Origin of the sequence: Pimelobacter sp. 30-1 (assembly GCF_018831735.1) — a bacterium.
Taxonomy (GTDB): domain Bacteria; phylum Actinomycetota; class Actinomycetes; order Propionibacteriales; family Nocardioidaceae; genus Nocardioides.
This window is the reverse complement of sequence record NZ_NHTS01000001.1, coordinates 496,129-510,050: the sequence shown is the minus strand read 5'-3', so window position 1 is coordinate 510,050 and position 13,922 is coordinate 496,129. Positions and strand designations below refer to the sequence as shown.

Sequence of the window (13,922 nt, the reverse complement as noted above, 5' to 3'; positions counted from 1 at the left end):
CAGGTTGTCGAGCGATTGCCGGGACCTGGGACGGGAGCGTAGCCCGCGGACCCGACCCACTAGATTTCAGTGCGTGTCCGGCATCGCTCACCTGCTCCAGCGCCACGGAGCGGGCGACGTCAGCGACGACGCCGCGGTCCTCGGTGCCTACTCGTCCGACGCCTCGCTCTACCGCGTCCCCCCGGTCGCCGTCGCGTTCCCGCGCTCGGCCGACGAGGTCGCCGCGATCCTCGCCGCCGCCCGTGCGGAGGGCCTGACCCTCACCGCCCGCGGCGCCGGTACGTCGGTCGCGGGCAACGCGATCGGGCCCGGCGTGGTCGTCGACTTCAGCCGGCACCTCAACCAGGTCGTCTCGGTCGACGTCGAGGCCGAGACCGCCGTCGTCCAGCCGGGCGTCGTGCAGGCCGCGCTGCAGAAGGCCGTCGCCGGCCACGGGCTGAAGTTCGGGCCCGACCCGTCGACCAGCACCCGCTGCACCATCGGCGGGATGATCGGCAACGACGCGTGCGGCGCGCGCTCGCTGGCCTACGGACGCACCTCGCACAACGTGCGCGGCCTGCGCGGGCTGCTCGCCGACGGCACCCCCCTCGTCACCGGGTACGACGCCGCGGGCAAGCCGGTCGCCAGCGCCGAGGGCTCCGACGTCCTCGACCGGCTGCGCGGGCTGGTCGCCGACGACCTCGGCACGGTGCGCACCGAGTTCGGCACGTTCGGCCGGCACGTCTCGGGCCTCGCGCTCGACCACCTCGTGCCCGAGCGCGGCTTCGACCTGACCCGCGCGCTGGTCGGCTCCGAGGGCACGCTCGCCGTGCTCACCGAGGCCACCGTGCGGCTGGTCCGGGCGCCGAAGGCGTCGCTGATGATCGTGCTGGGCTTCCCCGACTTCCCGACCGCGGGCTACGCGACGACCGAGGTGCTCGCGTTCGAGCCGTCGGCGTGCGAGGGCCTCGACCGGCGCATCGTCGACGTGATCCGCGAGCGGCGCGGTCCCGACGCCGTCCCGCCGCTGCCGGCCGGCGACGCCTGGATGTTCGTCGAGCTCTCCGGCGACGACCCCGATGACGTACGACGCCGCGCGGACCTGCTCGCCGCGGCGGGCCTCGGCGTCTCCGCCCTCGTCGTCGACGACCCGCGCACGGCCGACCGGCTCTGGAAGATCCGCGCCGACGGGGCCGGCCTCGCCGGGCGGGCGCCGTCCGGCAAGCCGGCCTGGGCCGGCTGGGAGGACTCCGCCGTGCCGCCCGAGCGCCTGGGCGAGTACCTCACCGCCTTCGAGGGCCTGCTCTCCGCGCACGAGCTGACCGCGATGCCGTTCGGCCACTTCGGCGAGGGCTGCCTGCACGTGCGGATGGACTTCCCGTTCGCCCGGCCCGACGGCGCTGACCGCTTCCGTGCCTTCCTCGAGGAGGCGGCCGACCTCGTCACCTCGCTCGGCGGCTCACTCTCGGGCGAGCACGGCGACGGCCGGGCCCGCAGCGACCTGCTGCCGCGGATGTACTCCCCCCGCGCGCTCGGCCTGATGGCCGCGGTCAAGGACCTCTTCGACCCGACCGAGGTGCTCAACCCCGGCATCCTCGTCGACGCGGCGTCGAGCACCGACGACCTGCGCTACTCCTCGACGACGCGGCTGACCAAGGGGCTCGCGTTCGCCTACGCGGACGACGGCGGGGACTTCGGCCAGGCGGTGCACCGCTGCACCGGCGTGGGCAAGTGCCGCGCCGACAACAGCGGCTCGGGCGGCGTGATGTGCCCGTCGTACCAGGCGACGAAGGAGGAGATCCACAGCACGCGCGGCCGCGCCCGGCTGCTCCAGGAGATCGTCAACGGCGACAGCGACGTGTCGTGGGGCTCCCCCGCCGTGCACGACGCGCTGGACCTCTGCCTGGCCTGCAAGGGCTGCGCCTCCGACTGCCCGACCGGCACCGACATGGCGTCGTACAAGGCCGAGGTGCTGCACCAGACCTACAAGCGCAAGATCCGGCCGCGCTCGCACTACTCGGTCGGCTGGCTGCCGCGCTGGGCCAAGGTCGGCTCGGCGATGCCGCGCTTCGCCAACCGGTCGATGGACGTGGGGCCGCTGCGCAAGGTCGCGCTCAAGGCGGCGGGCGTCGACACCCGGCGCCGGATGCCGGCATTCGCGCGGCGCACCTTCCGGCGTACGTTCGGCGGCGCCGCGGGCACCGGCACGCCCGTCGTGCTCTTCGTGGACTCCTTCACCAACCACTTCGCGCCCCAGGTCGCCGATGCGGCGGTCGAGGTGCTGCGCGCGGCCGGGTACGATCCGCGGATCACCCGGCAGCAGGAGTGCTGCGGGCTGCCGTGGATCAGCACCGGCCAGCTCGACGGCGCGGCGAAGCGGATGCGGGGCATGGTCGACGCCCTCGCCGCCGACGCGCGGGCCGGCGTACCGATCGTCGGGATCGAGCCGTCCTGCACCGCCGTGCTGCGCCACGAGCTGCGCGAGCTGGTCCCCGGACCGGACTCCGACGCCGTCGCCGCCGCGACCCTGACCCTGGCCGAGGCGCTCGCGAAGGCCCCGGACTGGACGCCGCCGGACCTCACCGGCGTCCGCATCGTCGCCCAGCCGCACTGCCACCACCACGCGGTGATGGGCTGGAACGCCGACCGGACGCTGCTCGAGAAGGCCGGCGCCCAGGTCGAGGCCGTGGCCGGCTGCTGCGGCATGGCCGGCAACTTCGGCGTCGAGCAGGGGCACTACGAGGTGTCCGTCGCGGTCGCCGAGCAGAACCTCCTCCCGGCCCTGCGCGCCTCGGCGGGCGAGGCCCGGCGGGTCGTGCTGGCCGACGGCTTCTCGTGCCGGACCCAGGTGGGCGAGCTCGCGCCCGACGAGGCGCCGGTGCACCTCGCCGAGCTGCTCGCACGCGGGGTCAGCGGGCGCTGAGCCACTCCTGCGTCCGCACGTCCAGCGCGGCGCGGGCGTCCTCGTCGCGCGCGGCCTCGGACGGCTCGACCGGACGGCTCTTGCGGTAGTAGCCGGACGCCGCCCCGGGGTCGGTCGCGATCCGGACCAGGTGCTCGGCCGACGCGGCCGGGGACATCAGGCTGCGCCGCTCCAGGGGCAGCGCGAGCCGACGGAGGCGGCGCAGCAGCGGGCGGGTCTCCAGGCCGCGGTCGGCGATGTTGGTCGACACCGCGCCGGGGTGGGCCGCCAGCGCGCGGAGGCCCTGGTCGCCGTACTGGGTGGCGAGGAGGGCCGCGTGGTGGACGAGGCCGAGCTTGGAGGTGCCGTACGCCGCCCACGAGTCGTACGGCGCGTCCTCGCCCAGGAGCCGGTCGGTGGTGCCGCGCTCGTGGAGCTGTGAGACGACGTGCAGGACGGTCGGCTCGGGGGCCGCGAGCAGCAGCGGCAGCAGCGCGGTGGTGAGGTCGACGGTGCCGAGGTAGTTGGTCCGCCAGTGCACCTCGTGCCCGTCGACGAGCTGCGGCTCCTTCCACCGCGACCCGAGGTCGAGGTGGATGCCCGCGCTGTTGACCAGGAGGTCGAGCCGGTCCGACCGCTCGGCGTACGCCGCGGCGAAGGCCGCGACCGACGCGCGGTCGGTGAGGTCGAGCGTCGCCCGCGTCGTGGTGGTGACCTCCCAGCCGGCCGCCGTCAGCGCGTCGGCGACGGCGCGGCCGATCGAGCCGGCGCCGGCACCGGTGACGACGGCGCGGCCGGCGTGGCCGGCGTTCACGCCGTCACCAGACCACGCCGCGGTCGACGACGAGGTTGGCGCCGGTGACCGAGGCGGCGGCCGGGGAGGCAAGATAGAGCAGCGCCTCGGCGACGTCCTGCGGGGGCATGAAGCCGGGGATCACGGAGGTGCTGCGCGCGATCAGGTCCCAGTTGGTGTCGGCGGGCAGCCCGGCCGCCGCCGCCTCGACCATCGGGGTCGCGATCCCGCCCGGGGAGACGCAGTTGACCCGCACGCCCTTGGTCGCGAACTCGACCGCCAGCGCCCGCATCCCGAGCAGCAGCGCGGCCTTCGACGCGCAGTACGGCGCGTTGTAGGGCTGTCCCATCACGGCCGAGATCGACGCGACCGAGACGACATTGCCCTTGCTCTCGACGAGCGCGTCCGCGAACGCCTGGGCCAGCATCAGCGGCGCGAGGGCGTTGACGTCGAAGTGCTTGCGCAGCAGGGCGGCGTCGAGCGCGCCGAGCTCGGCGAACTTCTGGATGCCGGCGACATTGCAGAGCACGTCCAGACCCCCGAGCTCCTCCAGCGCACCGGCGACGAAGGCGTCGCGCGCGGCGTCGTCGGCGAGGTCGCAGGCGGTGACGTTCGCGGCCGGGACGACGTCGGTGGCGACCACCCGGGCCCCCTCCTGGCGGAACAGGTCGGCCACGACCTGCCCGAGGCCGCCGGAGGCTCCGGTGACGACGACGCGGCGTCCGGTGAAGCGCTGGGCGCGGGCTGCGTTCGGGTCGGTCATGCGCGGTCCTCCTGGCTCGTGGCGCCGCGGCGTGCGGCGTTCCGCGAGAACAATAGAACGTGTTCTAGTCGACGTCACGGCATCTTAGGGTGCCCTCAGTTTTGCCACCTACGGTGGTTGCCATGTCATCCAAGAAGCTCGGTTCCCGGAAGATCCTCATCCTCGGCGGCGTCCTCGTCGCGCTCGTGGTCGTCGCCGTCACCGTCGGGCCCTGGGCCTACGGCAAGTTCGTGGTCGGCGATCAGCCCGACGAGCTGGCCCTGCCCGCGGCCGGCAGCTCCGCCGACGCGAAGCCCGACACCAGCGCCGCCACCGACGCGCTCGACGGCGCATGGACGGTCGGCGCGGACTCCGCGGCCGGCTACCGCGTCGACGAGGTGCTCTTCGGCCAGAACGTCACCGTGGTCGGCCGCACCGACCAGGTCGAGGGCAGCGCCACGGTCGCCGACGGCGTCCTCAGCGCCACCACGATGAGCGTCGACATGGAGTCGGTGGCCACCGACGAGTCGCGCCGGGACGCGCAGTACCGCGACCGGATCATGGACACCGCGACCTACCCGACCGCGACCTTCACCCAGACCGCGCCGGTCGAGCTGCCGGCCACCGGCGGCCGGTTCACCGTCACGGTGCCCGGCGACCTCACGGTCCGCGGAGTCACCCGCGCGGTCGAGGTCGAGCTCGACGTCCAGGCCTCCGGTGAGGCGCTCGACGTCGCGGGCAGCATCGACGTGGTGTTCGCCGACTACGAGATCCCCGAGCCCGGCTTCTCCGGGATCTCGGTCGACGACCACGGCAAGATCGAGTTCCTGCTGAAGATGGCCCGCTGAGGCCGTCGGCTCACCAGTCCTGCCACGGGATGATCGTCCGCAGCGGGGTGCTCAGCAGCACCTCCTCCGACGCGGCGGCCTCGGCGCTGAGGCCGCCGGCCAGCTCGGCGGTACGGGCGTCGATCGCCGCGGCGGTCGGCAGCGGGTCGCCGTCGAGGTAGACGAGGCGGATCCGCAGCGACTCCGGGGCGTCGGGGGTCTCGGTGGCCAGCGGCAGCGACGGGTGCGACTGGTGGTGGGCGAACGAGAACGTCCACGCGCCGGCCACCCCGTCGAGGTCGAGCAGCGCCGGGACCAGGCTGCGGTCCTGCCAGGCGTAGTGCTCGTGGGTCGCGCCGCTGTGGGGCGCGGCGTGGCGGGAGAGGGTCAGGTGCAGGCCGCGGTTGGGGCGGTAGGGCAGCACCTCGGGCGAGACGAGGGCGGAGGGCGCGGCGTACCCCTTGACGGGGCGGAAGAACGACAGCAGCTTGCGCTGCACGCCCGGGATGAGCGGCCCGCGGCCCCACTGGAACGAGTCGGAGCCGAGGTCGGACCACTCCCGCAGCGCGCGCTCGACGGGGTCCTTGAACCAGTACATCGCCACGTAGTCGGTCGCCGCGTGCTCGTCGGACGCGACGCCGCCGCGGTAGTCGTCCGGGCGCGCCCACCGGTCACCCCACAGGACGCCGGGCAGCGCCAGGTTCTCCGGCCGGTGGTCGAGCTGGTGCCACTCGTTGTAGGCGCGGTGCTCCTCGGGGCCGGCGCCGGCGAGGGTCACGAACGAGAAGAACACGAGCGGGCTGGTCACGGCTGCCTCCTGGCGAGCGGTCGGCGATGGGGTACTCTCGAAAACCAAGCAAGCACTTGGTCTATCAGAGGACCAGGCCCCGAGGGAAGAGGCACCCGTGAAGATCGGCATCAACAGCCCCGTCGTGGTGCAGCTCCCCGGCGCGTTCTCGCCCTGGGAGGCCGAGGCCGGCATCGACGAGCTCGGCGCGATCGCCGAGACGGCCGACACCCTCGGCTTCGACTTCCTCACCTGCAGCGAGCACGTCGTGGTGCCGACCGACATCGCCGCCCAGCGCGGCGGGACGTACTGGGACCCGCTCGCCACCTTCGGCTACCTCGCCGCCCGCACCACCCGGATCCGGCTCGCCACCCAGGTCCTCGTCCTCGGCTACCACCACCCCCTCGCCATCGCGAAGCGCTACGGCACCCTCGACCTCGTCAGCGGCGGCCGGCTCGTCCTCGGGCTCGGCGTCGGCTCGCTCGAGGAGGAGTTCACGCTGCTCGGCGCGACCTTCGAGGGGCGCGGAGCGATCGCGGACGACGCGCTGCGGGCCTTGCGGGCGTCGCTCTCGCAGGAGCGGCCGTCGTACGCGGGGGCGCACTATGCGTTCGACGACGTGGTCGTCTCGCCGCACGCCGTCCAGGCGTCGGTGCCGCTGTGGATCGGCGGCCGTACGCCGCGCTCCCTGCGCCGCGCCGTCGAGCTCGCCGACGGCTGGGTCCCCTTCGGCCTCGCCCCCACCGAGCTCGCCACCCTGCTCGGCCGCTTCGATCTGCCGGCCGGCTTCGAGGTCGTCCTCTCCCCCGACCGCGCCCTCGACCCCACCCGCGAGCCCGGCGCGACCGCCGACGCGCTCGGCGTGCTCGCCGAGGCGGGGGCGACGGCGGCGTCGGTGCGGGTGGCGGCGGACTCGGCCGGGCACTACCGGGAGCAGCTGGCAGCGCTGGCGGCGTACCTGCCCGCGAAGTAGCAGGTTTCGCCCCTCGAAGTCGCAGGGTTCGGGCGGCGAAGTCGCAGGTGGGGGCGGCGAACGTGGCCCGGGGGTCGAGTCCGGGCCACGCATGGGCCGCACCGCCTCAGGAGTGACCCAGGTCGAGCCGCGCCCAAGGGGGGCCGGGGTGCGGCTCGACCGATCCGCATCCTGCCCTGCCCCCCGCCCACCCGTACGACGCCCGCAGCGATCTCACCCGCTTGTTCACCCGTTGCCCCGGGGCGAGCGCGAAGGCTCAGCGGCGCTGGGGTCCGTCGTGGAGCAGGCCGAGCTGGATGCCGCGCTCGATGGCGGCCTCGCGCGAGTTGATGCCCCACTTGCGGTAGATGCTGCGCATGTGGGACTTCACCGTCTCCGGCGACAGGTGCAGGACGGCGGCCACCTGGCTGCGGCGCGGGTGGTCGAGGGTCGCGCGGAGGACGGCGATCTCCTGGCCGGTCAGGGGGACCGAGGCGACGCCGGCGTCGACGGGGCCGACCAGGTCCACCGCCAGGTACGACGAGGCGCCGGGTCGGTCGGTGGTGTGGGCGAAGTCGCGCAGGCTCTTGAGGTCCGCGCCGGGGACGTGGAGGAGCAGGGCGCGGGCGCCGTGCTCGTCGTACAGGGCGGCGGCGCGGTCGAGGAGGGCGCCGGCGGCGTCGGTGTGGCCGGCGCGGAGGGCGGCGGCCGCGCCGAGGGTGGCGAGGCTGGTGCGGGAGCGGATGCTGTGGCCGGGCTGGGCTTCGAGGCGGGGGACGAGGTGGAAGGCGCCGGCGGGGTCTCCGGCGGTGAGGCGGGTGAGCATCTGGGCCGAGGCGAGCTGGCCGGGCCAGCGGGTGGGGACGCGCAGGAGGGCGGCGGCGTCGCGGGAGCGGCCGTGGGCCAGCCAGGCGACGGCGAGGAGGCCGCGCAGCATGCTGGTGCCGAGGTTGTCGCCGATGCCGGGTGGGCCGGGGGTGCGCTGGAGGGCGTCGGCGATCCGCTGGGCCTCCGCTCCCCCTTCGCCGAGGCCGAGGCGGGCCTGGAGCATGGTCCAGGTCAGGAAGGGCCAGAACTCGGCGGTGTGGATGAAGGACTCGCAGCCGTCGTACTCGGCGAGGGCGCCGGTGAAGTCGAAGTCGTCGAGCTTGAGCATCGCGTTGCCGATCCGGCCCAGCGAGTTGACGAAGGTGTGCGCGTGGTCGCGCGGCCAGGCGGCGGGGTCGACCAGGCGGGCGATCTCGGCGGCGTCGCGGGAGCGGCCGTCGATCGCGGAGAGCCCGACGCCGTAGACGAGCGTGTAGTTGCGCGACCAGGGCATCGTCGCGGACGCGATGGCGCGCGAGATCACCTCGTGGCCGCGGTCGATCTCGCCGACGGCGAAGAACGAGTAGCCGATCTGGCGCAGGCCCATCGCGCGCAGCTCGACCATCCGGCGGTCGTCGCCGATGTCGATGTCGTCGTAGTAGTCGAGCGCGCCCTGGCCGGCCGCGGCCGACTCCAGGTAGCGGCCGACGTAGCGCAGGCACGCGGTCTTGGCCGAGCGCTGGAAGAAGGACGCCGGCCGGTCGAGCTGGCGCCAGTCGTCGCTGGTCTGGTCGGCGGTGCGGACCAGGAACTCGACGGCCGCGCCGCGGGTGGCGGGATTGCTCAGCAGGGCGAGGCCGCGCGCCAGGGCGAGCATCGGGTGCCTCATCAGGACGGCGCGCGGGATGCGGCTGAGCTGCAGGTCGAGGTGGTCGGTGGTGTAGCTCTCGGGCGAGCTGAGCACGACGCTGCGGAAGATCCGGCTGGCCAGCTCGTAGCGGCCGGCGTCGACGGCGAGCTCGAGGGCGAGCTCGTGCTCGTCGTGCTCGTAGAGCCAGGTCGCGGCGATGCCGGCCCCGCGGCGGTAGCGATCGGGGTCGCTCGTCATCAGCTCGCTGCGGACGGCGTCGCGCAGCGAGTCGACGTACTGGAAGACGGGGCGGTCGGCCAGGTAGGGCACCCAGCGGCCGAAGCCGTTCCACTCGAGCTCGGCGACGACGGGGGCGGCGTCCTCGATGCCGGTGAGGGCCTGCGCCAGCTCGAGGTCGAAGTACGGCGCCAGGACGGTGTCGCGGACGAACTCGGAGGTGAGCGAGTCGTCGAGCTGGGCGCTGAGGTCCTGGGCGACGATCGTGCGCCACTCGACGGAGTCGCGCGAGGGCAGCCGGCTGCGCGCACCGAGCGCGAGGCTCGCGGCGCGGATGGCCAGCGGGTAGCCGCGGGTGTCGCGGTGCAGGTCGCCGGCCACGCCGCGGACGATGTCCGAGCCGTGCTCGGCCAGGAAGAGCGCGGTCTCCTCGGCGGTGAACTGGAGGTCGTCGTCGGTGACGAGACGGACGTCGCCGCGGACCCGGCGGGCCGGGTCGGCCAGGCTGGTCGCGGCCCGGGTGGTCACCACGACGCGGAGGTTGGGCAGCAGCGCGGTCAGCCGCAGGATGTCGTCGTCCACCTGGGCGGTGGCGTCGCGGACGTGCTCGTAGGCGTCGAAGACGAGCACCACCGGCCCCTTGCCGGCGAGCAGGTCGCGCAGCACCGGTACCGGGTCGTGGTGGGCGTCGACGTCGTTGGCGACGACGTCGGCGCGCTCGGGCGAGAGGTGGCCGAGGCGGCGCGCGGACGCGATCACCGTCGTCCAGAAGGCGTGGTCGGACTCGATGCCGGCGTTGAGCGCGACCCAGACCAGGCGCTCACCCGGGGGCCGCTCGCCGGCGGCCCACTGCCGGACGAGGGTGGTCTTGCCGAAGCCGGACGGAGCCTGCAGCACCGTGATCGGTGCCGGGTCGAGGTCGAGCAGCGCGAGCAGGCGCGACCTCACGATCGCGCTGCCGCGGGCGTCGGGAACTCGGCCGCTCGGGGGGAAAGCCGCCATGTGCGCATGCTGCCCTAACCGTGATGGTGCGGGACCGCCGGGGTGAGCGGCGTCGGTACGCCGTCACCCCGGTGGTCACCAGGGGTTTCGATCAGGCGATCGGGGTCGCGATCACGACCTGGTTCTTCGTGTAGTGGAACCGGCCGTTGCTGTAGCGGACCTTGCCCGTGCAGGTCACCAACGTCAGCTGGTGCGCACCGGTGGTCGACACCGGAGCACCGGTGAAGCCCTTGGTCCGCTTCTGCGTGTAGACCTTGGTGATCCGGTACTTCTGCACCTTGCCGTCCGTGCCGCGCACGGTGACGACCTGACCCACCTTGGCCTTGTTCAGCTTCCCGAACGCACCCGGCTTGTCATGACGATCCGAGACGTGACCCGCGATCACGGTCGCACCGACGGCCTCGCCCGGCATGGCCGACTGCTGCAGCCAGCCGCCCTTGCGGACGTCGTCCGGGATGACCATCGCGCCGCGACGGATGCCGACGACGTCGATCTTGGCCTTCATGCCCAGCGCCGGGATCGCGACCTGGGCCGGACGGGCCTGGCGGCCGAAGGCCGACGGGTCCACGCCGGCGAAGCCGGTCTCGATCTTGATCTTGCCGACCTCGGCCCGGTGCACCAGCGTCGTCTCCGCGGCCAGGCCGCAGGCGTGCGTGGCCGCGCTGTTGCGCCGGTCCTCGGAGGTGGCGACCACCCAGGTGTAGTAGCCCGGCTTGCTCACCGACACCGCCGGGCTGCGGAAGGTGCCGCTGCGCGGGGCGAAGGTGACCGAGCCGGCCCGCTTGGCCGGGATGCACGCGATCGAGGCGCGGTCGGTGAACGGGCCGTACAGCGTGGCCGTGCCGGTCGCGTCGCCACCGGGCAGGAAGCCGGTGAGCGTGATCTCGTCGCGCAGGGCGACCGCCGCGGGCTTGCCGCCCTTGGCGACCTTCATCGCGACCTTGCGGTCGGCGCGCGTGGTGAGCACCGGGGCACCGAGCGGGCCGGTCGCCGTGGTGAGCGTGTTGCTCGGCTCGGTCACCGGCTGCGGCACCTGCCCACCGCGGGTCGGCCCCTGGTAGGTCACCGACGCGGTGTTCTCGACGCCCCCGCGCACGACGTCCTCGTGCGTGATCGTGTACGTCGCCGTGAACTCCGCCTGCGCACCCGGGGCGATCGTCGCCACGCTCGCCGGCGCGACCGCCGAGAGACCCGGCAGCGCGTCGGACACCGAGATGTCGTGCGCCGTCGCCTTGCCGTGGTTGGTCACGGTGAAGGTGTAGGTGAGCACGTCACCGTCGTCCGCCTTGCCCTGGGGCGCGACGTCCGTGGTGAGCCGGGCCGACTTCACGATCTCGAGGTCGGCCTCGGCGTCGGCGATGTCGACCTCGGCCGTGGAGCCCGGTCCCTCGGGCGAGACGACCTCGCCGCCGTCGGGGTCGGTCGCCTTGGCGGTGGCGGTGTTGACCACCTGGCCGCCGGCGTCGACGTCGGCCTGGGTGACCGTGTACGTCGCGGTGAACTCCGCGTCGTCACCGGCCGCGAGCGTCGCGACGCTGGCCGGCGTGACCGGCGAGAGGCCCGGCAGGGCGTCGTCGACCGACACGTCGTCGACCGCGACGTAGCCGGAGTTGTGCACGACGAACGTGTAGGTGATGACGTCGCCCGCGTCGGCCTTGCCGGCCGTGCCGTGGTCGGTGGTCAGCGCCGCGGTCTTGGTGATCTCGATCCCGGGCGTGCTCGGGCAGCCCGTCACCATCTGCGGCAGGCCCCAGCCGTTGGCGGTACCGGCGGTGAGTGGCAGAGCCGCGGCGTCGAAGCCGGCCTCGGCCGGGTCGGCGGCGTCGGGGCTGGCGATGACACCGAGCGCCGCTGCGCCCCGGTTCACGACGTACATCCGGCCGTCGGGTCCGCGCTTCACCTGGCCGCCGCTGGCGTGGTACTGGCCGAAGTCGAACTCGGTCGCCTTGACGGCGGCACCGTCCGCGGCGCCCGCGATGTCGTAGCGGAACAGGTGCGCGCCGCCGAAGATGCGGGTGGCGTAGACGTGGTCACCCGACGGGGAGAAGTCGGCGGAGTACATGTTGCCGCCCACCCCGGTGGGGGTCGACCACTCGAAGCGCTGCGCGAACCGGCCGGTGCCGGCGTCGAAGTCCATCAGCCGGATCCGCGAGGCGCCGGCGTTGTTGCCGGTGGCGAGCAGGACCGACGACAGGTCGGGGCTGAGGTTGAGCGTGCCGTACTGGTTGTAGTTCGGCGTCGGCATCACGCTGATGACGGAGTCACCTGCGGTGAGCGGGCCGGCGCCGTCGGGGTCGGCCGGACCGGCGCCGTCGAAGAGGTACGCCCGGATGTTGGGCGAGGACGCCTGCGCGGTGACGACCCAGAACCCGGTGCCGGCGGCGTTCGGGATCGCGGTCAGCTGCTCGGCCGCACCGTTGGCGGGCGCGAGGTCGACGTTCTTGGTCGCCGTCACGTCGCCGAGGCCGCCGTCGAGGGCCATGTCGACCACCGAGTAGCTGAGGTGACCGCTGCCGCCGACCTCGGAGGCACCCGTCGTCGCGACGACGAAGTACTTGCCGGGGTCGGTCAGCGACGGGAACGCCGCGACGGTCTGGGTGGCCGAGGCGTTGCCGGTCAGGCCGGCGCCGTTCGGCATCACCTGGTGGTTCTTGTTGAGCACCTTGACGCCGTCGGACCAGAACAGCAGCTTGCCGGCGGAGTCGGTGATGACGGTCGTGCCCTCGACGGCGTTGACGCCGGTCGACGGCGTCGTCGTCGGCAGCGCGCTGCCGGAGGTGCCGAAGTCGAGCCCGGCGCCGTTGCCGAAGTGCCACCAGCGCTGGGTGGCGCGCGCCGCGGCCGGCGCACAGCTGACCTTGGGCAGGCCGCGCTCGGTCACGGTCAGCGTCGCGCTGCCCGGCGGGTTGAGACCGACGAGGTCGTCGACGTTGGCAGCGGCGTTGGTGAACGTGTCACCGGCCTCGGCCTCCGGCGTCACGACGTCGATCGACAGCGTGCAGGCGGCCTGGCCGGTCGCGAGGTCGCCCTCGAGCGAGACGCTCCCGGCGCCCGGCGTACCGCCGCCGGTGATCGCGCCGTTGCCGCAGTCGGTGGTGAAGCGCGGGTCGGCGGCGATCTCCATGCCCGTGGGCAGGTTGTCGGTGAACGACCAGCCGTTCTTCGAGGCGAGCTCGGAGGTGTTGGTCACCGTGAAGGTGAGCGTCGTCGGGAACCCGGCCGGGGTGCCCTCGGCGCCGAACGACTTGTCCAGCTGCGGCGTCGCGTCGAGCACACGGATGTCGTCGAAGGCGTGGTCGTTGCCCGAGCCGCTGGCCTGCTCGTTGCGCAGCACGATGCCGAGGCTGGAGCCGGTGAAGAGCACCGAGCCGTCGGAGTTCACGGTGCGGCTGCCGTTGGGGCACGGGTCGGCCGCGGCTCCGCTCACCGGGATCTCGGCGTTGCCGTCGTCGAGGTAGAAGCGCAGCAGCGGGTGCGCGGCGTGACAGTTGACCACACCGACGTTGACCGAGAACGTGAGGAACTTGTTCTCGACGTCGAGGGCCAGCGGCGCCGCGGTGCGGAACTCGACCTTGTTCGCGCCCGGGTCACCGGCGGTGAACGCCGCCACCGCGTGGTTGGCCTCGTTCGGCTGGGTGCCGTTGTGGGCGCCCAGCCCGGTCGCGAGGTTGCGCAGCTGGGCCGCACCGGCCGGGCTGCCCAGGGCGGCCTGGTCGGCGTCGGACGTCGTGCCGTCGAGCACGAAGCCGTTCGACTGGGTCGGGTCGGCCCACGCGCCCTCGGCGGCGTAGGTCTCGCCGTCGGCGCCGACGTAGTCGCCGAGGACCTTGACCTGGCCGTCGGCCATGGCGTTCTCGAAGTCCTCGTGGAAGAGGACCTGGGGAGCGGACGGCGTACCCGGGTTTCCGGGGGCCGCGGCGGCAGGTGGCGCGAGCGCCACTGCCGGGAGGACGGCCGTGGCGCCGGCGATGACCGCCAGTGCCAGACCGGGGACGAGCTTCTTCACGGTGGGAGACCTTCCGTCGAACGTGAACTACTTGGGGG

Annotated in this window: 8 protein-coding genes; 3 read left to right on the top strand and 5 right to left on the bottom strand. The window is 73.6% G+C overall.

The features are described from left to right. The first annotated feature begins 73 nt into the window (after positions 1-73). Positions 74-2,902, top strand: a complete 2,829-nt coding sequence (locus CCO04_RS02350) for an FAD-binding and (Fe-S)-binding domain-containing protein (RefSeq protein ID WP_215812480.1) — start codon at positions 74-76, stop codon at positions 2,900-2,902. Here the strand turns inward: CCO04_RS02350 and CCO04_RS02345 are convergent. Together CCO04_RS02345 and CCO04_RS02340 are read right to left on the bottom strand one after the other, a co-directional pair. Beyond that, positions 2,889-3,695, bottom strand: coding sequence for an SDR family NAD(P)-dependent oxidoreductase (locus tag CCO04_RS02345; RefSeq protein ID WP_215812479.1), 807 nt, complete (start codon positions 3,693-3,695; stop codon positions 2,889-2,891). The two genes, CCO04_RS02350 and CCO04_RS02345, sit on opposite strands and share 14 nt — an antisense overlap. A gap of 4 nt (positions 3,696-3,699) precedes the next feature. After that, positions 3,700-4,437, bottom strand: coding sequence for an SDR family NAD(P)-dependent oxidoreductase (locus CCO04_RS02340; RefSeq protein ID WP_215812478.1), 738 nt, complete (start codon positions 4,435-4,437; stop codon positions 3,700-3,702). A gap of 122 nt (positions 4,438-4,559) precedes the next feature. On the opposite strand from CCO04_RS02340, the gene CCO04_RS02335 reads away from it, so the two are divergent. Next, positions 4,560-5,264, top strand: coding sequence for a YceI family protein (locus tag CCO04_RS02335; protein ID WP_215812477.1), 705 nt, complete (start codon positions 4,560-4,562; stop codon positions 5,262-5,264). Between the two features lie 10 nt (positions 5,265-5,274). Here the strand turns inward: CCO04_RS02335 and CCO04_RS02330 are convergent, their stop codons facing one another. Then, the gene (locus CCO04_RS02330; RefSeq protein ID WP_215812476.1) at positions 5,275-6,051 is read right to left on the bottom strand and encodes a hypothetical protein; all 777 of its coding nucleotides are present in this window, start codon (positions 6,049-6,051) and stop codon (positions 5,275-5,277) included. 97 nt (positions 6,052-6,148) lie between these two features. Here CCO04_RS02330 and CCO04_RS02325 point away from each other — a divergent pair, with 97 nt between their 5' ends. Next, positions 6,149-7,003, top strand: coding sequence for an LLM class F420-dependent oxidoreductase (locus CCO04_RS02325; protein ID WP_215812475.1), 855 nt, complete (start codon positions 6,149-6,151; stop codon positions 7,001-7,003). A 256-nt stretch (positions 7,004-7,259) separates the two neighbouring features. On the opposite strand, the gene CCO04_RS29460 is transcribed toward CCO04_RS02325, so the two are convergent. Both CCO04_RS29460 and CCO04_RS29605 read right to left on the bottom strand, forming a co-directional pair. Beyond that, positions 7,260-9,878 (bottom strand): LuxR C-terminal-related transcriptional regulator, encoded by a 2,619-nt coding sequence (locus CCO04_RS29460; protein WP_215812474.1) that lies wholly within the window; start codon positions 9,876-9,878, stop codon positions 7,260-7,262. 91 nt (positions 9,879-9,969) lie between these two features. Then, positions 9,970-13,884: a sortase domain-bontaining protein gene (locus tag CCO04_RS29605; RefSeq protein ID WP_215812473.1), complete on the bottom strand. Its 3,915-nt coding sequence runs from the start codon at positions 13,882-13,884 to the stop codon at positions 9,970-9,972. Between the last annotated feature and the right edge of the window lie 38 nt (positions 13,885-13,922).